The 20,428-nt window shown below is 60.5% G+C and carries 19 protein-coding genes and 1 pseudogene; 11 read left to right on the top strand and 9 right to left on the bottom strand.

Annotated features, from left to right (window positions below):
• The 3 genes from sufC to H0O21_RS01650 are packed head-to-tail and all read right to left on the bottom strand — an operon-like array spanning position 1 to position 2,646.
• Entirely contained in the window at positions 1-789 is a 789-nt protein-coding gene (gene sufC / locus H0O21_RS01640) for a Fe-S cluster assembly ATPase SufC (RefSeq protein WP_131595297.1), read from the bottom strand.
• 52 nt (positions 790-841) lie between these two features.
• Positions 842-2,281: a Fe-S cluster assembly protein SufB gene (gene sufB / locus H0O21_RS01645; protein ID WP_185190164.1), complete on the bottom strand. Its 1,440-nt coding sequence runs from the start codon at positions 2,279-2,281 to the stop codon at positions 842-844.
• Between the two features lie 5 nt (positions 2,282-2,286).
• Complete coding sequence (locus H0O21_RS01650) at positions 2,287-2,646, bottom strand: ferredoxin-thioredoxin reductase catalytic domain-containing protein (protein ID WP_007101519.1); 360 nt, start codon at positions 2,644-2,646, stop codon at positions 2,287-2,289.
• A 231-nt stretch (positions 2,647-2,877) separates the two neighbouring features.
• Between H0O21_RS01650 and H0O21_RS01655 the strand changes: the two are divergent.
• The 9 genes and pseudogenes from H0O21_RS01655 to H0O21_RS01695 all read left to right on the top strand — a co-directional run bounded on the left by H0O21_RS01655 (position 2,878) and on the right by H0O21_RS01695 (position 9,844).
• Positions 2,878-3,951: pseudogene (locus H0O21_RS01655) on the top strand (class I fructose-bisphosphate aldolase).
• Between the two features lie 66 nt (positions 3,952-4,017).
• Positions 4,018-4,659 (top strand): iron-sulfur cluster biosynthesis transcriptional regulator SufR, encoded by a 642-nt coding sequence (gene sufR, locus H0O21_RS01660; RefSeq protein ID WP_185190165.1) that lies wholly within the window; start codon positions 4,018-4,020, stop codon positions 4,657-4,659.
• Positions 4,652-5,026 carry a hypothetical protein gene (locus H0O21_RS01665; RefSeq protein ID WP_185190166.1) on the top strand — a complete coding sequence of 125 codons (375 nt, stop codon included), beginning with the start codon at positions 4,652-4,654 and terminating at the stop codon, positions 5,024-5,026. Before sufR ends, H0O21_RS01665 begins: the two co-directional genes overlap by 8 nt.
• Before the next feature lie 31 nt (positions 5,027-5,057).
• Positions 5,058-5,663 carry a phycobiliprotein lyase gene (locus tag H0O21_RS01670; RefSeq protein ID WP_185190167.1) on the top strand — a complete coding sequence of 202 codons (606 nt, stop codon included), beginning with the start codon at positions 5,058-5,060 and terminating at the stop codon, positions 5,661-5,663.
• Between the two features lie 103 nt (positions 5,664-5,766).
• The gene (locus H0O21_RS01675; RefSeq protein ID WP_185190168.1) at positions 5,767-6,525 is read left to right on the top strand and encodes a phycobilisome rod-core linker polypeptide; all 759 of its coding nucleotides are present in this window, start codon (positions 5,767-5,769) and stop codon (positions 6,523-6,525) included.
• 162 nt (positions 6,526-6,687) lie between these two features.
• The gene (locus H0O21_RS01680; protein WP_185190169.1) at positions 6,688-7,755 is read left to right on the top strand and encodes a DUF4912 domain-containing protein; all 1,068 of its coding nucleotides are present in this window, start codon (positions 6,688-6,690) and stop codon (positions 7,753-7,755) included.
• 10 nt (positions 7,756-7,765) lie between these two features.
• Entirely contained in the window at positions 7,766-7,951 is a 186-nt protein-coding gene (locus H0O21_RS01685) for a hypothetical protein (RefSeq protein WP_185190170.1), read from the top strand.
• Between the two features lie 46 nt (positions 7,952-7,997).
• Positions 7,998-9,440, top strand: coding sequence for a phosphatidylserine/phosphatidylglycerophosphate/cardiolipin synthase family protein (locus tag H0O21_RS01690; RefSeq protein WP_185190171.1), 1,443 nt, complete (start codon positions 7,998-8,000; stop codon positions 9,438-9,440).
• Positions 9,437-9,844: a hypothetical protein gene (locus tag H0O21_RS01695; RefSeq protein ID WP_185190172.1), complete on the top strand. Its 408-nt coding sequence runs from the start codon at positions 9,437-9,439 to the stop codon at positions 9,842-9,844. Before H0O21_RS01690 ends, H0O21_RS01695 begins: the two co-directional genes overlap by 4 nt.
• Here the strand turns inward: H0O21_RS01695 and H0O21_RS01700 are convergent.
• Positions 9,825-10,088, bottom strand: a complete 264-nt coding sequence (locus tag H0O21_RS01700) for a hypothetical protein (protein WP_255441077.1) — start codon at positions 10,086-10,088, stop codon at positions 9,825-9,827. The two genes, H0O21_RS01695 and H0O21_RS01700, sit on opposite strands and share 20 nt — an antisense overlap.
• A 99-nt stretch (positions 10,089-10,187) precedes the next feature.
• Here H0O21_RS01700 and H0O21_RS01705 point away from each other — a divergent pair, with 99 nt between their 5' ends.
• Entirely contained in the window at positions 10,188-11,846 is a 1,659-nt protein-coding gene (locus tag H0O21_RS01705) for an alpha-D-glucose phosphate-specific phosphoglucomutase (protein WP_185190173.1), read from the top strand.
• Between the two features lie 38 nt (positions 11,847-11,884).
• Here the strand turns inward: H0O21_RS01705 and H0O21_RS01710 are convergent, their stop codons facing one another.
• Genes H0O21_RS01710 through H0O21_RS01720 form a run of 3 tightly spaced genes read right to left on the bottom strand, consistent with a single transcriptional unit; the run spans position 11,885 to position 16,733 of the window.
• A complete protein-coding gene (locus H0O21_RS01710) occupies positions 11,885-12,172 on the bottom strand; it encodes a hypothetical protein (protein WP_185190174.1) in 288 nt (95 codons plus the stop codon).
• Positions 12,169-15,588, bottom strand: a complete 3,420-nt coding sequence (locus tag H0O21_RS01715) for an efflux RND transporter permease subunit (protein ID WP_185190175.1) — start codon at positions 15,586-15,588, stop codon at positions 12,169-12,171. Before H0O21_RS01715 ends, H0O21_RS01710 begins: the two co-directional genes overlap by 4 nt.
• An 8-nt stretch (positions 15,589-15,596) precedes the next feature.
• Positions 15,597-16,733 carry an efflux RND transporter periplasmic adaptor subunit gene (locus H0O21_RS01720; protein WP_370523071.1) on the bottom strand — a complete coding sequence of 379 codons (1,137 nt, stop codon included), beginning with the start codon at positions 16,731-16,733 and terminating at the stop codon, positions 15,597-15,599.
• 90 nt (positions 16,734-16,823) lie between these two features.
• On the opposite strand from H0O21_RS01720, the gene H0O21_RS01725 reads away from it, so the two are divergent.
• Positions 16,824-19,058, top strand: a complete 2,235-nt coding sequence (locus tag H0O21_RS01725; protein WP_185190176.1) for an AAA family ATPase — start codon at positions 16,824-16,826, stop codon at positions 19,056-19,058.
• A gap of 63 nt (positions 19,059-19,121) precedes the next feature.
• Here the strand turns inward: H0O21_RS01725 and H0O21_RS01730 are convergent, their stop codons facing one another.
• Complete coding sequence (locus tag H0O21_RS01730; RefSeq protein WP_185190177.1) at positions 19,122-19,751, bottom strand: alpha/beta hydrolase; 630 nt, start codon at positions 19,749-19,751, stop codon at positions 19,122-19,124.
• A 141-nt stretch (positions 19,752-19,892) separates the two neighbouring features.
• Entirely contained in the window at positions 19,893-20,426 is a 534-nt protein-coding gene (locus H0O21_RS01735; protein ID WP_255441078.1) for a thymidylate synthase, read from the bottom strand.
• Between the last annotated feature and the right edge of the window lie 2 nt (positions 20,427-20,428).

Below are 20,428 nucleotides of genomic sequence, written 5' to 3' on the forward strand. Positions count from 1 at the left end.
TCAGACCCCCTCCTGGGCAGCCAGTTCCTGATCCACCCAGTCGTATCCCGTCTTCTCCAGTTCCAACGCCAGCTCACAACCACCAGTGCGCAAAATCCGCCCAGCAGCCATCACATGGACGTAGTCGGGCGTGATTTCGTCGAGGAGGCGCTGGTAGTGGGTGATCAGCAGCGTGGCGTTCTCCGGACCGGCGAGCTGATTCACACCACCGGCCACGATGCGCAAGGCATCGATATCGAGACCGGAATCTGTCTCATCCAGAATGGCCACAACCGGTTCCAGCAGGGCCATCTGCAGGATCTCGTTGCGCTTCTTCTCACCACCTGAGAAGCCCTCATTCACGCTGCGCTCAAGGAAGGCAGGATCCATTTGCACCACCTGGAGGCGCTCACGAACGTGATCCTCGAAATCAAAGGTGTCGAGTTCCTCCATCCCCTGGGTCTCGCGTCGAGCATTGGTGGCCACCCGCAGAAACTCAAGATTGCTGACCCCTGGAATCTCGACTGGATACTGAAAGCCGAGAAACACGCCAAGACGAGCGCGTTGCTCAGGCTCCAGTTCAAACAGGTCTTGACCTCGGTAACGCACGGAACCACCAGTGACCCGATAAGCGGGGTGACCAGCCAACACCTTGGACAGAGTGCTTTTACCGCTGCCGTTCCGCCCCATCACGGCATGGATTTCGCCAGCACGCACCTGCAGGTTCACCCCCTTGAGGATCGGCTGATCCTCCACGGAGGCATGCAGATCGGAGATGTCGAGAAGCAGCTCGGCGTCGGGGCGGATCACGGGACGGAGAAGGAAGGGGTCAGAGAACGGATCTGGACGGGACAAGCAGGGATCAACCCACCGATCCCTCGAGCTTGAGGGCGAGCAGCTTGTCGGCCTCAGCTGCGAACTCCATCGGCAGCTGATTGAAGACATCGCGGCAGAATCCGCTCACCATCATCGACACCGCTTCTTCGAAGCCAATGCCCCGGCTCTGGAGATAAAACAGCTGGTCTTCGGAAATGCGGCAGGTGCTCGCTTCATGCTCGATCGCCGCCTGGGGCTGTTGCGAGCGGATGTAGGGATAGGTGTTCGCAGCAGCCTGATCGCCGATCAGCATCGAATCGCACTGGCTGTAATTGCGCGCCCCTTTGGCGCCAGGCCCCATCTGCACCAGACCGCGGTAGCTGTTGCTGGAGCAACCAGCGCTGATGCCCTTGCTCACAATCGTGGAGCGGGTGCGGGGCCCCACATGCACCATCTTGGTGCCGGTATCGGCCTGCTGGCGGTTATTGGTCAGTGCCACGGAGTAGAACTCACCGACTGAATCGGCTCCCTGAAGCACGCAGCTGGGATACTTCCAGGTGATGGCAGAGCCGGTCTCGACCTGCGTCCAGCTGATTCGGCTGCGAGCCCCTCGGCACTGTCCCCGCTTGGTCACGAAGTTGTAGATACCGCCCACACCGTTTTCATCACCGGCATACCAGTTCTGCACGGTGGAGTATTTGATCGAGGCATCATCAAGAGCCACGAGTTCCACCACTGCAGCATGCAGCTGATTGGTGTCAAACATGGGAGCAGTACAACCCTCGAGGTAACTCACCGAAGCCCCTTCCTCGGCCACGATCAAGGTGCGCTCGAACTGGCCCGTGTCGCCAGAGTTGATGCGGAAATAAGTGGACAGCTCCATCGGACACTCCACACCCTTGGGAATGAACACAAAAGAGCCATCACTAAACACGGCGGAATTGAGGGCCGCGAAATAGTTGTCATTGCTGGCAACCACTGTTCCCAAATAACGCTCGATGAGCTCAGGGTGCTCCTTGACAGCCTCACTGAAGGAACAGAAGACGACTCCGTGCTCGGCGAGCTTCTCTTTGTAAGTGGTGGCAATCGAGACGCTGTCAAATACTGCATCAACAGCCACGTTGCTCAATCGCTTCTGCTCGCTCAGAGGAATTCCGAGTTTGTCAAACGTTTCCAGCAGTTTGGGGTCCACCTCATCGAGGCTGGACTTTTTCTCCTGCTGTTTGGGAGCCGCGTAATAAACGATGTCTTGATAATCGATCGACGGATAACCCAGAGCAGCCCAATCGGGTTCTTCCAGGGTCAACCAGTGCCGGAATGCCTTGAGCCTGAAGTTCAGGAGAAAGTCGGGCTCCTCTTTCTTGGCCGAGATCAGGCGAACGACATCCTCGCTCAGCCCCTTGGCGATCTTGTCGGTCTCAATGTCGGTAACGAAGCCGTATTTGTACGGCTGACTGACGGGATCACGGGTGGAGGCACTGGTCATGGCGATCAACCCGCAGACGCGTGGATCTCCTCGGTGCTGATGGTTTGAGCATCGCCGCGGAAGGGATTGTCCTCAGTGAGGAAAAGCATGCAGTGACACTCCTTGCGCTCGCGCATCGGGACACAGGGGCAGTTCCAGAAGGCCTGGGACACCTCAGCCTCCTTGTCTTCGTAGTGACGGCAAGGGCAGAGGGCTCCTCCGAGTTCGTCCTTGTGACGGGCGAGTCCCTTGAGCACCACGGCCGTGACCCCAGGGTCACTGCAGAAATAGGTGCCGGTGCGCTGGGCATAGGTCTCAGCGAACTTGCGGATCACCTCGAGGCTCTCGGCCGTGGGCTCCGGGTTGCCAGCGGACGGATCGGTCATGGGGCGGAGGCGGAAATGCAGAAGGCAGGTTGACGCCGGACAACGGATGAGCTGACCTGCCGGCAGGCAAATACGAAACTCCGTTGTTTCGTTTTTGAAGCCTAGGGCACAGGTCCGTCGACCGACGGGTGTGGCCATTCTCACCTGCTGCCGGCGAGGGATGTCGCCTGCGCACTGACGGAAGCGAAGCCCGTTTCTAGTTTCCGGCTTGAACGACCAAGACTTCCCTCCATGGCTATCGCTAACCGGTCCGCTGCGGAGTGGCTCGGCTCCGAGGCCGAGCTCCTGCTGCAGGGCACTCCGCGCGTCAGCAGAGAACGCCTGCACCTACCAGGCCCCGCAGTGGTCGACCGTTTCGCCCTCACCGACCGCAATCCCCAGGTGATGCGCAGCCTGCAGCAGCTCTACGGCAGCGGCCGCCTCGCCAACACCGGTTACTGATCAATCCTCCCCGTCGATCAGGGCATCGAACACTCAGCGGCCCACTCCTTTGCCCCTAATCCCGATTACTTCGACAGCGAAGCGATCGTGGAACTGGCTGTGGAAGCTGGCTGCAACGCGGTTTGCTCAACTCTGGGGGTGCTCGGCTCCGTGGCCAGGAAGTGGGCTCACCGCATTCCCTTCATGGTCAAGGTGAACCACAACCAGCTGCTCACGGCACCGAATGTGCACGAGCAGATCCTGTTCGCCTCCGTTGATCAAGCGTGGGACATGGGCGCCGTGGCTGTGGGCGCGACCATCTATTTCGGCAGCGATGACTGCAACCGTGAGCTGCAACAGATCGCAGCACTCTTTGAGCATGCCCACGAGCGGGGATTAGCGACCGTGCTCTGGTGCTATCTGCGCAATCCGATCTTCAAGCAGCCTGAGGCCGATTACCACCTGTCGGCCGACCTGACCGGCCAGGCGGTGCATCTGGGCGTCACCATCGGGGCGGACATCATCAAGCAGAAACTCCCGGCCAACAACGGGGGCTATCCAGCCGTGGCGAAGGCGCTGGGTCACGCCTTCGGCATGACGGACGATCGGATCTACAGCGAGCTGGCCAGCGACAACCCCGTCGATCTCTGCCGCTACCAAGTGCTGAACTGCTACGCCGGTCGCATCGGACTGATCAACAGCGGTGGCGCCTCAGGCAGCGACGATCTGCATGAAGCCATCCGCACGGCGGTCATCAACAAGCGCGCCGGGGGCAGTGGCCTGATCATGGGCCGAAAAGCTTTCCAGAAACCCAGGCAGGAGGGGGTCGACCTCATCCAGGCCGTTCAGGACGTTTACCTCAGCCCCGAGGTCACCATCGCCTAATCCCGGCGCTGGTCAGACGCCACCTGAAAGGATTGCGTGGCATCGTGTGAACATCACGACTGACCCATGGGCGCACACGCTCAGGCTCCCACCCGCGAGACCACCCTGACCCTGCTGTTGCGGCAGGGTCAGGTGAGTGCAGCGGATCTGGCTGGTCAGCTCGGCATTTCCGTTCAGGCGATGCGCCGCCACCTGCGCAGCCTGGAGGACGACGGCCTGGTGGAATCCAAGCCAATGACCGCAGGTCCTGGCCGTCCCTCCAACATCTGGCGACTGACCGCCTTGGGGCATCAGCATTTCCCGGATGGCAGTGAGAGCTTTGCCCTCGGGCTGCTCAATTCCATGGCGGCCACCCTGTCACCGGAAGCCATGGCGTCCCTCCTGAGCCAGCAGGCCCTTGAAAAAGCGAGCCGCTACCGCCAGAGAGTGGGATCCGGCCCCCTGAGGGAACGCATCGCCACCCTCGCCGAACTACGACGTCAGGAGGGGTATGTCACGGAACTGGAGCCGGATCCCGACGGCCACGGCTGGTGCCTAAGCGAATTCCACTGTTCGGTGCAGCGGATCGCAGAGGAATATCCAGTCGTTTGTGATCAGGAGCTGCAGCTCATCCGTCACACCTTCCCCGATTGCCAAGTGGAGCGTGTGCACTGGCGACTCGAGAAAGGTCATTCCTGCGGCTTCCGGATTACTCCTGACCATGCCTGAGGCGCCAACTCCAGAGGGCAGCCCCCTCAGCCTGGAGGTGATCGCGCGCATCGACGCCACCCTGCTACCGAACCAGGAGCGCCATCACCTGCGCCTGATGGCTCACTGCCTCGCCTGTTTTCAAGACATGGCCAATGGCCGCGACCAAGGCCCTCTGCCCTCCGCTGCAGAACAGCGGAGCTGGTGCCAGCAACATCCCCAACTGCAAGACGACGCTCCCTTTGCCCTCCTGCTTCTCCAACAGTTCCAGAGTGCTGGTAGGCAGCTCGAATCCCTGGCGGCAAAGCAGCAGATCACCCCGCTGGGCCTGACCCTCGATCATCTGATCGAGGACGCCGTGAACACCCATCAGCTGCGATCATCCTGAGCAGCCCTGCACGCCTGTCAGCGAGGCCCGCATGACCCTTGCCATTCCCGATGCCCTCAGCTTCTTCCGCCTGAGCAACGGACGCTGGCGGTCGCAAAGGAGCGTCCACCACCTCCTGCATCGACGGGCGGAAGCAGGGGGCTCCCTCATCGTTGTCGAGGATTTGGATGCCCACGACCCCCGTCTTCGGGCGATGGCTGCCGAGCAGGGCCACGATCCCGACCGCCTTGTGGGGGGGAGTCAGGTGCGCTGGAGCGCTTCGATGGCCTGGGATCAAGAGGGTGCTGCCCATGACGGCGAAAGCGTGATCGGCCTCATCCCCGATGGGGCGAACGGTCGATCCGGGGTGCTGCTGCGAGACCTCGGTTATGCGGAAAAAGCGCCAGCCGCCTCCCGCTTCTCCATGGATGAACAGGATGGCCTCATGCTCACCACCGAATACGAAACCATGGCGGTGTGGGAGCGATTCAGCTTCGCGGGCCCAGATGTGCGCATCCGCTCCAGCACGGTGGAAGGCCTGTCGAACAATGCCTCCTTCTGCCTGGAACTTCGCCTGCCGGAGGGGGGTGATGGGGCAAGCGGAACCGCCTCGAGCAGGAGCCATCAGCAAGCGTCGCTCTCGCCTCTGGGCTGGTGAAGCCATCAGCGGCGACTATTACGGACTGTGATTGCTGAGGAAGCGAAAGAGAGCGGCCGCATTCGCCACTTCTACGATTCCCAAAGTCAGTAGCTGTAAGCACTTGGCCCTCCCCCTTCTGAACTACGCCCCCACCACCCAAAACAATCGGGTTGCCCCGATTCGGGTGAGCTCCGATGAGGACGCCAGGGCTGTTGCACTCGACATCGCCGCCGATTCCAGCAATCTCGACACGGTGATCGAGTCGGCGTATCGCCAGATCTTTTTCCACGCCTTCAAGGCCGATCGGGAACCCTTCCTCGAATCGCAGCTGCGCAACGGTCAGATCACCGTTCGCGACTTCATTCGTGGCCTGTGCTTGTCGAACACCTTCCAGCGCAGCTTCTACAACCTCAATTCCAACTACAAAGTGGTGCGCCATCTGGTGGAGAAGGTGCTGGGCCGCAAGACCCACGGACAATCCGAGGAAATCTCCTGGTCGATCGTGCTGGCGACCAAGGGCGTAGGGGGCATGGTCGACGCTCTGCTCGACAGCCAGGAGTACCTCGACACCTTCGGCTACGACACCGTTCCTTACCAGCGCAATCGCGTCCTCCCCGGCCGCGAACTGGGTGAAACGCCCTTCAACGTCACCACCCCTCGCTACGACGAGTACTACCGCGGCATCTTCGGATTCCCTCAGGTCGTCTACACCGGCACTGCGAAGCCGATCCCAGCCCGGGCGAAAATCACCCGTGGAGGCGCCCCTGCCGATTACCTCGCATGGGTGGCCGGTATCGCCAATGCCCGTGGAGCCTCCCCCAGTGGCAATGCCGACATCGATTACATGTCGAAGGTCCCTTACCGCAGCATCGGTCGCTGAGACCTGCTCCCATAGCTAAAAAAAGGGGCCCTGAGGCCCCTTTTTTTATGCGTCCGGTACATGCCCAGCCGTCAGGATTTTCTGACCCCGAACCTCTGGCGTGATCGAAACACAGTTGTTTAACCCAGACTGATCCCGAAGAAAAACTGGGTGGTTCCCATCGTGACGCAAGCTCTCTCCTCTCTCGCCCGCCTCACCCTGCGTCAACTGCGCCAGATGGCCAGCGATCTTGGAGTGACCCTCTACAGCCGAAAGAGCAAGGAAGATCTCGTTAGTGCAATCGCTGAGAAGCAAGAGCGCCGCGGCGGCGACCTCAGAGCAATCGAAGCCGAACTGAATGCCCCCTCTCGCCCGGAAGCGAACACACGGGTGGTTTTCCTACCTCGCGATCCCCAGTGGGCCTACGTCTTCTGGGAAATCGCCGATCGGGATCGCAAGCGCGCTCAGGCGGATGGCGCTGGTCATCTGAGCCTGCGTCTTGCTGACGTGACCGGCATTCAAGACGGAACCTCTCATCCCCACACCCTCCAGGAAGTGCCCGTCGATAGCCACAGCACCGAGTGGTACTTGCCGGTGCCCCTCTGCGATCGCGATTACCGCGTGGAGCTCGGTTATCGCTGCGGCAGCAATTGGATCTCCCTGGCGTTCTCCTCGGTTGCCCGGGTTCCTGCCCTGCACCCCAGTGATCAGATCCTCGACCAGTTCGTGCCCTTCAGCCTCGAGGCCTCCCCTGTTGCACCTGCCCCTGCAACCAACATCGAAACCAGCGACAGCGGGCTGCACGAAAGGCTTTACCAGAGCGCCACGACCCACTTCCGCAGCCGTCGCGTGGGCTCCGAAGTTCTGCATGAGCAGGATTCCATGGGTGCCGACCGTTTCGGACTCAATGATTCCGGTGCTGGCCTCTGGGCCAGCGGTCGCAACGAATCCGGTCTCGGTGGTGTCGCTCCCCGCCAGCGGTCCTTCTGGCTTGTGGCCGATGCCGAGCTGATCGTCTATGGCGCCACCGATCCCTCCGCTCGCCTCACCATCGGCGGCGAGGACGTGCCCCTCTCCAGCGACGGCACCTTCAGGATCCAGGTGCCCTTCCGCGATGGGCAGCAGGTGTATGCGATCGAAGCGACAGCTGCCGATGGTGAGCAGAAGCGCAACATCACCCTCAACTTCGAGCGCGTCACCCCTGAAGACAACAGCAATCCAGCCAGCGAAGCCAAAGCCGAGTGGTTCTGATCCTGTGGGGATGAAAGCAACCCCAGCCCTGCGCTGGTTCGTGGCCATCACTCCCCTGGCGGGGGCGATGGTCTTTCCAATTGTTGTTCCCTTGACCATGGCCCGCGTTGGCATCGGCGCAGGCGTCGGGGTGGCGCTTGCCCTGAGCAGCCTCTGGTTCGTCACAATGCTGCGCACCTCCGAGATGCCCCACTGAAGCGATCCCGGCGGGGGAATCCTCCCTTCTGGGAAGTTGTTTCGTTATGAGATCCCTGGGGAGAAATCGATGCCAAGGCTGGATCAGGGGTCTGGGGATCATCTGGTTAGCTCTGGTCTCGGCCAGCTGCAGTCAACCGGGTCAATTGCTCGGCCAGGCACCAGCAGAACCGCCACTGCCGGAAGCCATCCAAGTGGCCTTCAACCATCGGGACGGCAACCGCTACCGCAGCCCGCTGACAGGCCAGTGGCGCAACGGTGACAACCTGGAGCAGCTGGTGATCGAGGCGATCGCAACGGCCCAGGAGGAGATCCTCGTGGCCGTGCAGGAGATCTCTCTGCCGGCGATCGCCACCGCACTGTCGCAGGCCCGCCACCGTGGGGTGGTGGTGCAGGTGGTACTCGAGAACACCTACAGCACGCCATGGAGCGAGCAGCACTTAGCCGACCTGCCACCGCATGGCCGTCAACGACTCGAACAACTGCAGGCCTTGGCCGATCGCAACGGCGATGGTCTGCTGAACGATTCGGAGCGCCTCGATGGCGATGCCGTAGCGCTGCTCCAGCGGGCGGGTGTGCCCTTGATCGATGACACCGAAGATGGCAGCAAAGGAAGCGGCCTGATGCACCACAAGTTTGTGGTGATCGACCGGCGCCTCGTGATCACCGGCAGTGCCAACTTCACCAGCTCTGGGATGCATGGGGATGCGGGTGCTGCAAGCAGCCGCGGCAACGTGAACCACCTCCTAACAATCGAGAGTCCTGAGCTGGCAACAGTCTTTGCGACCGAATTCACCCGGATGTGGGGCGATGGCCCTGGCGGTCACCAGGACAGCCGCTTTGGGCGCGGCAAAGACAGCGGTGTTGTGGAGACGGTGCAGGTGGGCGACACCCGGATCGATGTGCTGTTTACGCCGCATTCAAAATCGGATCCCAACCACGGCCTGCGGCTGATCGGGGATCAACTGGCAACAGCACAGCGGAGCATTGATATGGCCCTGTTCGTGTTCTCCGCGCAGGGACTGGCGGATGTGCTGCGGGAGCGAGTGGAGCAGGCGGTTGAGGTGCGACTGCTGGCGGATCCAGGCTTTGCCAGCCGCTCGTTTTCCGAGGTTCTGGATCTCTTGGGCGTGTCCCTGCCCGATCGGTTCTGCAAACTGGAAGCAGGAAACCGGCCGTTTGAGACAGCACTGCAGGGAGTCGGCAGCCCTCGCCTCGCCCGCGGCGACAAGCTGCACCACAAGTTCGCTGTGATCGATGGCAAGACCGTCATCACGGGCAGTTTCAACTGGAGCCCCTCGGCTGCCCATCAGAACGATGAAACGTTGCTGGTGATTCACTCACCCGAATTGGCAGCCCATTTCACCCGAGAGATCGATCGGATGTGGCGAGGAGCAGAGCTGGGCATCACCGAGCGCATGCGCCGCAAGCTGGAAAGGCAGCGACAACGGTGCGGGAGTGGGGCAATGCGGGGCACAATGGCGCCATGATCACGATCACTCCCCAACGCACCCTTTCCCTGCTGCTGGGAATGGCCTTGGTGACACCCCAACTGGGTTGGGCAGGAACCACCTATGTGCCCTTCCCCACCAAGGAGGAGCTCAGGGCCATCCAGTTGCTCGCCTACGACTGCTCCAGGGAGAACAGCGCAGAGCTCTGTGATCGCACCCGCAGTTTGGCTGATCCTCTGATGGATCATCCGCGCCTTCCCGCCGCCTGCAAGGACGCGATCTGGGATCTACTCCAAACAGCGAAACCAGCGGCAAGCAATGGCTTTCAACGCCGCGACAGCATCGACAAGCCGGCCCGCCGACTCACCGTCGTCTGCGCCGATCCAGTGAAACCCAAGCCCACGGGGCCGAAGCCTGGCAGCCTCACTCCCAGTCAAACGTGAAGCGCTGGCCCGGCAGCAACCGGCCCACCTCCTCACGAATCTCCTGCATCATCTGAACGCTGATCAGCGGATGCGCCTTCAGTTCGCGCACCATCTCCTGCACGTTCTCCGGGGTGAGCCCGTGACTTGAGACCATCGAATCAAGACGCTCCCTGAACGCTTTCAGCACCAGCAACTGCTCCTCACTGAGAGGCTCTGCATTGGGGTGATCAATCTTCATGGCTCTCCCGGCAAGCAGCTCCATCCGCTGCTTGTTGAAAGGTAGCTGCGACAACTGGTTGCCCTCAACACTCTTCAGGGCCGGGATCGTGTTTACGTTCCGCATAGAGACGCCGTCCCTCCGATGACCACCTCGGCCCCCGTGGAACCAACCCAGCGCCAGGTGCGCCTCGAGACCCCCTTCAGCGACCAAAAGCCCGGAACCTCGGGCCTGCGCAAGAGCAGCCAGCAGTTTGAACAGCCTCACTATCTGGAAAGCTTCATCGAAGCTGTGTTGCGCACCCTGCCAGGCGTCCAGGGGGGAACGCTTGTTGTGGGTGGCGACGGCCGTTACGGCAATCGCCGGGCCATCGATGTGATCCTGCGCATGGGGGCCGCCCATGGCCTGAGTCGGGTGATCCTCACCACCGGGGGAATTCTTTCGACACCGGCCGCCTCCAACCTGATCCGCAAGCGTCAGGCCATCGGCGGCATCATCCTGTCGGCCAGCCACAACCCAGGCGGCCCAGATGGTGACTTCGGAGTCAAGGTGAATGGCGCAAACGGTGGTCCCACCCCCGCCTCCTTCACCGACGCGGTGTTCGAATGCAGCAAGACCCTCGAGCAGTACTCGCTGGTTGATGCCCCAGCGATCCCGCTGGATGCCCCTGGAAAGCACGCGATCGGCGCCATGAACGTGGAGGTGATCGATGGCGTCGACGACTTCGTTGAGCTGATGCAGCAGCTCTTTGACTTCGATCGCATCGCAGCTCTGATCCGCAGCGATTTCCCCCTGGCCTTTGACGCGATGCACGCCGTCACTGGACCTTACGCACAGCGTTTACTCGAAGGCTTGCTCGGAGCACCAGCTGGGAGCGTGCGCAACGGGATTCCACTCGAGGATTTCGGGGGCGGACATCCCGACCCAAATCTCACCTACGCCCACGACTTAGCCGATCTCCTGCTCCAAGGCGATGCCTATCGCTTTGGTGCCGCCTGTGATGGAGACGGCGATCGCAACATGATCCTCGGCCAGCGCTGCTTCGTGAACCCCAGCGACAGCCTGGCAGTGCTCACAGCCAATGCAAGCGTGGCTCCCGCCTATGCGGCCGGCCTGGCCGGGGTCGCCCGTTCGATGCCCACCAGTTCCGCCGTGGATGTGGTGGCCAGGGAGCTCGGAATCGACTGCTACGAAACCCCAACAGGCTGGAAGTTCTTCGGCAATCTGCTGGATGCCGGGCGGATCACCCTCTGCGGCGAGGAAAGTTTCGGCACCGGCAGCAATCACGTGCGCGAGAAGGACGGACTCTGGGCGGTGCTCTTCTGGCTACAGATCCTGGCGGAACGTCGTTGCAGCGTGGCCGAGATCATGGCCAGCCACTGGGGACGTTTCGGGCGTCACTACTACTCCCGCCATGACTACGAAGCCGTGGCAAGCGAGGCCGCTCACGGTCTCTATGACCGCCTCGAGGACATGCTGCCCAACCTGGCAGGTCAATCCTTCGCCGGCCGGAGCATCAGCGTCGCTGACAACTTCAGCTACACCGATCCAATCGATGGCTCGGTCACCGGAGGGCAGGGCTTGCGCATCCTTCTGGAGGACGGCAGCCGCGTCGTCGTGCGCCTCTCCGGCACTGGCACGAAAGGCGCCACCATCCGGGTCTATCTGGAAAGCTATGTGCCCAGCAGCGGCGATCTACAACAGGATCCCCAGGTCGCCCTGGCCGACATGATCAACAGCATCAATGCCCTTGCAGAGATTCAGCAGCGCACTGGCATGGATCGCCCCACAGTGATCACCTAAACAGCCTGATCACCTAAACAGCCTGATCACCTAAACGACTAACGGCGCCGATTGCGGCTCTTTCGCCCATGGCGATAGAGCGGATCGGTGGCCTCTTGCTGAAGCTGTCGGGTCGTTTCAATCGCAAACCCACCCAGGCCTCCGCAGAGAACGATCATCAAATAGAAGAGCCGTAGTCGAGTGATGTCGACCTGCACAGGGGTGTTGTCGATCAACACCTTCATGAAATAGGCAATCAAAGCGCCGATGGCACAACCAATGGCGATGGCCACCAGCACACGGGCACCACTAAAGGGTTGGTTGAGATCCACTTCCTGGCGTTTCATGATCCGCCCTGGATCTGAGCAGGCGGCTGCTGCTTACCGTCAGCCTCACCAATAAGCGATTTCATTACCACATAAAACACGGGCACCACCAGGGTCGAGAGGAACGTGGCCACGAGCAATCCTCCGAACACGACAAGACCAAGGGACGATTGGCTCTGAGCACCAGCTCCACTGGCCAGCATGAGGGGAAGGAAGCCCGTCAGCGAAGAAATCGCTGTCATCAGAATCGGCCTGAGTCTGGATTTGGCGGCAAAACGCGCCGCATCCATAGCCGAAGCCCCCTCGCCCATCTGCTGATTCGCAAGGTCCACGATCAGAATCGCGTTTCCGCCTGCAAGACCGATCAGCATCACGAGGCCCACCTGGGCATAGATATTGAGCACTTGCCCAGCAGCACCAAGAAAGACGAGAGCACCGAGCAAGGCGGTGGGCACGGTGAGCAAAATAATGATGGGGTCGGTATAGCTCTCGTATTGGGCCGACAGCACAAGAAACACAGCGAGGATGCCAAGGGCGAAGATCACCACCGCCAACGCGCCTGCTTTCACCTCCTCCCTGGAGATGCCGGTCCAATCGAAACCGAGGCCCTGGGCATTCTGCTCGGTGAAAATTGTCTTCATCGCTGTGATCGCCTGACCGGAGCTCTTACCTTCGGCAGGCGTGCCCTCGATTTTGATCGAGCGATAGAGATTGAAGTGAGGGATCACACTCGGACCACTCGTCGGCTTGACCGTAAAGAACTCAGACAGAGGGATCTGCTCTCCCTGAATGTTGCTCACGTAGATCGACTTCAGCTGTTCGGGAGTGGCGCGATTTGCAGCTTCGGACTGCACATACACCCGACGAACGCGTCCCTCCTGGAAGGTGTCATTGACATAGGCCCCACCAAAATTGACACTGAACGTCTGCATAGCGGAGCCGAAATCCACACCGAGTGACGCAAGCTTTTCACGATCGACCTTGATCTCGATCTGAGGAGACTCGGGGGAAAACAGCGTGTAAACGCGATTCAGGATCGGGTTGGCGTTGGCAGCCTGGATGATCCTTCCAGCAGCTCCAAAGAATTCATTGAGGGCATAGGCACCGCTGCTCTGATCAAGCAACTGGAATTCGAAGCCTCCGCCGGCCCCATAGCCCGGAATCGAAGGAGGCTCCACCACAAACACCCTGGCACCGTCTACAGCCATGAGCAGCTTCTTGTTGAGGCGCTCAACGATGGCAGCGACGCTGTGCTCATCACCGGGACGATCATCCCAATGCTTTGTGCCAAAAAAGAACAAACCTTTATTCGGAGCGTTTCCATCCAGACTGGCCCCACTGAACAAGGCCGCTGAGGCAATGTCCTCTTCCGTGCGCAGAACCGCGGCAACCTCGCGATTGATCGCCAGCGTTGTCTCATTAGAAACCCCGTCAGGAGCCTGTACAAAACCGATGGCGTAGCCCTGGTCTTCGATCGGAACAAAGCCTCCGGGTATCCGCGTGAAAGCAAATCCAGTGAGCAGAATTCCCGCGGCCAGAGCCGCCATCACCAGAGGACGCGCCTGGAGAACCTTCTCGAGGAGATCGGAATAACGGCGTTCAAATCCAGCATAAAAACGATTGAACTGGCTGAAGATCAACGGCACGAACCAGCCCACCACCACACCGATCAGAGGCCAGAGCAAAACGGGGATCCAATCGGTCATCCCCACCACCACGAGTCCGACCACTGCACCGCCGATGGCCGTTGGGAGACGCAGGGGCAGGCCGGTGATTTTCATGGCAATGAAGCCAACCAGAGCACCAACGACCGTTGGAACAAGCACCATCGCCGCTCCATTGCCGGCACTAAGAAGCCCATAGACAAAACCAAGGGCAACGCCGGCGACGGCATAGTGCTGACGACTTAACTCCTTGGTTTCGCGGGAGAGCAACAGGGCCGAGAGCATCGGCGAGAAGGTCAGCGCGTTGAACGTGGAGATAGCAATCGAAAAGAGAATCGTGGCCGCAAACTGCTTGTAGATCGTGCCAGTGGCACCGGGGAAAAAGAGCACCGGCAGAAACACCGCCATCTTCACCAGTGACGTGGCGATCACAGCGCCAAACAGTTCATCCATGGTCGCAATTGCGGCCTGGACAGCGGAGAGACCTTCAGCCTTCTTGGCCGAAGTGTCCTCCACCACTGTGATCGCATCGTCCACCACTAGACCGGTGGCCAGCACCAGACCAAAGAGGGTGAGCTGGTTGAGCGAGAAGCCGAAGGCCAGCACCAGAGCAAAGGTGCCGATCAGAGCCACAGGGATGGCGATCGCAGGCACCAGAGTGGCCTTCCAGTTCTGCAGGAACAGGAAGAGGATTAAGACCACCAGAATCACCGCATCCCGCAGCGAGTTGGTCACACCTTTGATCGATTGATTGATGAAGTCAGTGGTGTCATAGATCTTCTGCGTCTCCATACCCACAGGGAGGGACTCTTCAAAGGCGGCAATCACGTCCTTCACGCCATTGGACACCTCAATCGCATTGCTGCCAGAGAGTTGATAGACGGCGACACCAACCGAGGGAGTGCCCTTGAGATCCATCGCATCAATGCCATAGGTCTCTCCACCAAGACTGACGCGGCCCACATCCCTCAGCTTCACGAGGCCACCGTCATCAGTGGTCTTCAGCACGATGTTTTCAAATTCACGTTCAGTGGTTAGACGCCCCTGAAGCTGCACGGTGAAGGTGAACTCCTGACCCTTCGGTGCCGGAGCACCACCAACCTTGCCGGCGGGCACAAGCCTGTTCTGACTTTGAAGCTGCCTGACGACATCTGAGGATGTCAGCCCATTGGCGGCAAGCCTGTCGGGATCAAGCCAAAGACGGAAAGCGATCTTGCGATTACCGAAATAGGTGACCTCGCCAACACCAGGAACTCGCTTGATATTGTCAGTAAGGTTCTTATCGAGATAACCACTAATTGTTTCAACACTATATTCGGCTTTCTGAGGGTCTGCATTAACAAAATTGTAAACGAGAAGAATCGAATTTGAAGCCTTGTTCACGGTCACGCCGGCCTTTCGAACTTCTTCAGGCAACTGGGGCTCAGCAAGTGCAACCCTGTTTTGCACATTCACCTGATTGATATTGCCGTCGGTGCCACTGTTGAACGAAACAGAGATAGAACTAACGCCATCAGAAGAGCTGTTGGAAGTGATGAAATCCATCTCCTCCACACCGTTAATCTGCTGCTCGAGAACGGTGGTGACCCCCTGCTCCACCGAAACGGCATCGGCACCCACATAGGTGGCTGAAACTTTCACCGTGGGAGGAGCAATATCCGGAAGGTTCTCGATCGGAAGAATCGGAATCGCAATCAGACCAACGATCACGATTAAGAGACTGCAAACCGTACTCAGAACCGGTCGCGTGATGAAGTTATTCGAAGCAGACATACTTCAGCTCAATTCTTAGAGGCGGGAGATTGGGGTGACTTGGCAGCACCAACCTTGACGGGCATACCGTGCTTGAGATTGAGCAGATTGGTCGTGATGACCTTCTGATTGAGGCTCAGACCCCGGCTGATCGGATAACGGTTGTTCTGCAGTTCTCCAACCGTGACAGGGGTCTGCAGAGCGAACTGAGTATTCGCTGGCAGCTTGCCCATCTCGATGCCTTTGCTGATCCTGGCGAGATTGGCCTTACCAGGATTGGCCTTCAGCTCCGAAAAGGTTCCGACCCGATACACAAAGCTCTGACCTGAGCTCTGGGTCACCGCAGCAAAGGGCACCGAAAGCTGTTGCTTCGCCTGGAGCTGCACGCGGGTTCGCAGACGTTGACCATTGCGCAGCTGGCCATCCTCATTGGGGAACACTGCAATCGCTAGCAGCGCCTGGGTCCCCGGAGTGACCTGGGGATCAATCGAATCGATCTTGCCGGTGGCGATGACCTTGCCGCTCCCCGGAGCACTCAGAAGCACGGGTTGCCCAAGGGCCAAGCGATCACCGAAGACGGCGGGAACCTCCACACGAGCCTCAAGGGTGTTGTTCTGAACAAGGCTTGTGAACACTTCCCCCTGGCGGATCACATCACCCACCTTCACGAGCACATCAGCGACCGATCCAGCCATCGGCGAGCGCAGATTGCTGTAAGAAAGGTCAGCTTCCTTGGCGATCACCGCCTCCCTGGAGGCGACATATTGGGCCTTGTATTCATCCCGCTGGAGGGCCGAGGCCGCCCCCTGAGGCACCAGAAACTCGAAGCGCTCCCAGTTGAGCTTGTCCTTCTGGGCCTGGGCCTTCAGATTGGATAGCTCCGCCCGAATCTGAGCCTGATCAAGAACGACCAGGAGTTGACCAGGTTTGACCGTGTCACCTTGGGTGATCTTCAGCCCAAGGATGCGGCCCGAAGCCTGAGCCGCCAACTGAACGAGGTTGGAGGCTTCCAGGGTGCTGACTGTGTCGATGTCGTCGGTAAAACGCGCCTCCTGCACCGGCGCCAACTGAACCGACACCGGCGGACGCTGGGGGGCTGGCTTACCGCAGGCAGCAAGCATGAACCCCAAGGCCACCGGGGGTGCCAGTCGACGGGAAAGAATCACAGGCTGATTCCGATACGGCCTGATTATGCAAGCTTTCAGATGGGTCGTTGATCCGAAAAAGGCCAGAATCACGGGATCGGGACAGGTGTGATGGTGGCCGATCTGTTCACACATCACGGCGAACAAACGCGCCAGCGCCTGGCGCCATTGGCTGATCGGCTTAGGCCACGCAGCCTCGATGAATTCGTTGGGCAGGGAGCGATCCTTGCGGAAGGTCGGCTGCTGCGTCGCGCGATCGCTGCAGACCGGGTCGGCAACCTACTGCTGCATGGCCCACCTGGAGTCGGCAAGACCACCCTGGCGCGGATCATCGCCAATCACACCCGCGCCCACTTCAGCTCACTGAATGCCGTCTTGGCGGGAGTGAAGGACCTGCGCACTGAAGTCGATGCGGCACGCCAGCGACTCGAACGCCACGGCCTGAGGACGATCCTGTTCATCGATGAGGTCCACCGCTTCAACAGTGCCCAGCAGGATGCCCTGCTGCCCTGGGTGGAAAACGGCACCCTCACCCTGATTGGCGCCACCACCGAGAACCCCTATTTCGAGGTGAACAAGGCCCTGGTGAGCCGCTCGCGCTTGTTCCGGCTTCAGGCCCTGGAGCCCTCTGACCTGGAACGACTGCTGGAACGTGCCCTGACCGATCCAGCGCATGGCTATGGCAACCGCTCGGTAACGATCAGCCAGGAGGCAGCGAGCCACCTGGTGGATGTAGCGGCGGGCGATGCCCGCAGCCTGCTCAATGCATTGGAGCTGGCGGTGGAGAGCACCCCAGTCGACGACGACGGCACGGTGCGCATTGATCTGACGATCGCCGAGGAGTCAATCCAACAGCGGGCCGTGCTTTACGACAAGCAAGGGGACGCCCACTTCGACACGATCAGCGCCTTCATCAAGTCGCTGCGAGGTTCAGATGCCGATGCCGCCCTGTTCTGGCTGGCACGGATGATCGAAGCGGGAGAGAATCCCCGCTTCATTTTCCGGCGGATGCTGATTGCCGCCGGGGAAGATGTCGGTCTGGCCGACCCCCAGGCGGTCGTGGTGGTGGAAGCTTGCGCGGCAGCCTTTGAACGCATAGGCCTCCCGGAAGGGCTCTACCCACTGGCCCAGGCCGCCCTTTATCTGGCCTGCACCGACAAAAGCAACAGCACGATCGGCATCTTCGAAGCGATCAAAAGCGTGAGCAGCGCCCAAAAGCAGGAGGTCCCCAGCCATCTGCGTGACGCCAATAGGGATGGCGATGCCTTCGGCGATGGCCAGGGCTATCGCTACCCCCATGCCTTCCGTGAACACTGGGTGGCCCAGCAATATCTGCCCTCAGCCCTGCAGGGTGAAGCCTTCTGGACGCCAGGCCACCAGGGATGGGAGGGCCAGAGGCGGGAACGGATGCTCGAGCGACGTGCCGCCCAACTGGCCGCCGCGGCCGAAGCGGTCGATGACCATCCCCTGCTGGTGAGCAGTGGGCCTGAACGGCCCCAGATGGAACGCTGGCTGCAGCGCCAACTGGCCCAAGACGGCGAGCGCTTGCAAGCGCTGAGGAAACGCCTCTGGGCTGATCTGCCTTGGAAGCGCACGGACCGGGTGCTGCTGCTTGGGGGCCGCTCACTGCTTTGGGCCCTTGATCCACTGGCAGCGGTGGCCGAAGGAGGTGTCACGATCCTCTGCCACTCCCGCGAGGACCAAGACCGACTCGAGGCCCAACTGCAACTGCTCGATCCGCTCCACCGACCCACCCTGCTGAGCGGGGTTGCTGAGCTGGACACCCTGGCGAACGAGCATCGCTTTGAGGTGATCGGCGGCCGGCTGAGCCAGGAGGATCTGGCGACAGCCAGCGACCTGGAATTCTGGAACAGAGTTGCCAGCCACTGCTATCCCGGCAGCCGGTTACGCCTTCTGATCAGTGCGCCTGAGCTCGGCCCTGCTGCTGCCTGCGAGGAAAGCGGTGCTGCTGATCAGCTGAATGCATCCGATCAACAGATTCTGCAAAGCCTGATCACCCAGGAACGGGCGTGGCTGAACCATCTCCAGAGCGGTGATCAACTCCGCCCCAGCCTCGAAAGCACCGGTTGGCAGCTCAGCCTTGAGCACTGGAGCGAAACTCTCGGTCTTCCGCTTGATCCGCCTCTGATCGAACGTTGGCTCGGGGAGGGACGCCCCTACCGGCAACGCCTGGAGACCAACCGCGACCATCCAGCCACGGATCTTCAGCTGCTGCGACGCCTGCTGGAGCAGCGACGGGGCGGCACCTTGCCCCAGCGCTTGCGCCATCAACGGCTCACTGGGCACTGGCTAAGCCCGGCAGCCCTCGAATCGAGCGGACCATAAAAAAGCCCCGGCAATGCCAGGGCTTGCATCTGAGGGATCCTCTGAAGAGGACCTGTCAGTCGATCACCAGAGGCCGCGGACGGGAGCAGCAGCGCGGGGAGCGGGAGCAGCGGGGAGGATCTGGTTGGCCTGCACGCAAGCGGGCAGGAACACGTACCAGGACAGCAGAGAGGTGGCCTGAGCGCCATTGAGGCCGCTCTTGCACACGTTCTGAGCACCGTCGGAAGAGCCGTTGTCGTTCAGACGGAAGGCGACGGGCAGGTTCTTCATGATGCCGGCGGACGACAGCTTGCCGTCTTTGGAGTCGGCGATGATGGCGGAGCGCAGGGCGGCCACAGCGGTCTTCTGCTTCTTCCAGTAAGGGAAGTAGCTGCGGGTTTGATCCTTAAGGAACTTCACGCCGTCCTTGGAGTAGAGGAAGCGGGAAACGCCGATCAGGTCGACCTTGTAGGTCTTGGTCATGCCTTCACGGATCTCATCGGCAGTCCAACCAGAGTTGTTGATACCGGCCTGGAGAGCACGATCGGTGATGTCACCGTTCTTGAAGAATTTCTTGAAAGCCTTGGACTTGGTGGTCCAAACAGCGCCACCGGAAACCCAGCGAACGGGTTGCTTGGTACCGGCTTCAGCGGCGACAGCCAGGGTGGAGAGAGAAGCGCCAGCGAGAAGGCCGGCTGCGAGACGGGTGAACACGGACGGCGAAAAAAGACGTCAATTCTCTTTTAGCCCTGAGGCAGAAAAACGCCAACACGTTGGTGCGTTACAGCACCTCTGGCGCCCCATGTTCGCCCGCACGGGATCAACACGGCGAGACACAAAATTCCATTGGGTCTCCTAATTACTGGAATTAGATATCTCCTCAGCGGCGAATTCGTTCCAGCCTGCAGGGCAGCCCAGCGATGGGCCTTGCGCTGCAGAGGAAGCATCACCTCGACATAGGCGCCGCTCGAGCCGGTCTCCCCTGAGACGAACATCGGCCAAGAAAGCCTCACCTCCCCGCCTCGGCATCAGCCAGAGACGGCTGAAACCATCACCGCGCTCCACCCGGGCCTCAAGATGCTCACCGGTCTGCAGACCCAGGTCCTCCAGCGAAGCGGCGAAATGCCCCCAGTAATGGCGAGTCATCTGCCCACGGACGAACTGAGCCAGCAGAACCTCCGCATCACGGCGTCGCTGCAGAGCACTCTCCCGATCCTCCAGCACCTGGCTCACACCACCTGAGCCATCAGCCAAGGCGGGCGGCAACAGGTCCACCAGCCCCTGCGAGGGAGAACGACGCATGCCATCAAGACCCAAAACCGCCAGGCAGACGGCAGCCAACAGGGTGGGGAGACCTCTCAGGGAGGGGGAGGCCACGGGCCTAACCATGC

The sequence above is a fragment of the Synechococcus sp. HK01-R genome, from assembly GCF_014217855.1.
In the GTDB taxonomy this organism is placed as follows: domain Bacteria; phylum Cyanobacteriota; class Cyanobacteriia; order PCC-6307; family Cyanobiaceae; genus Synechococcus_C.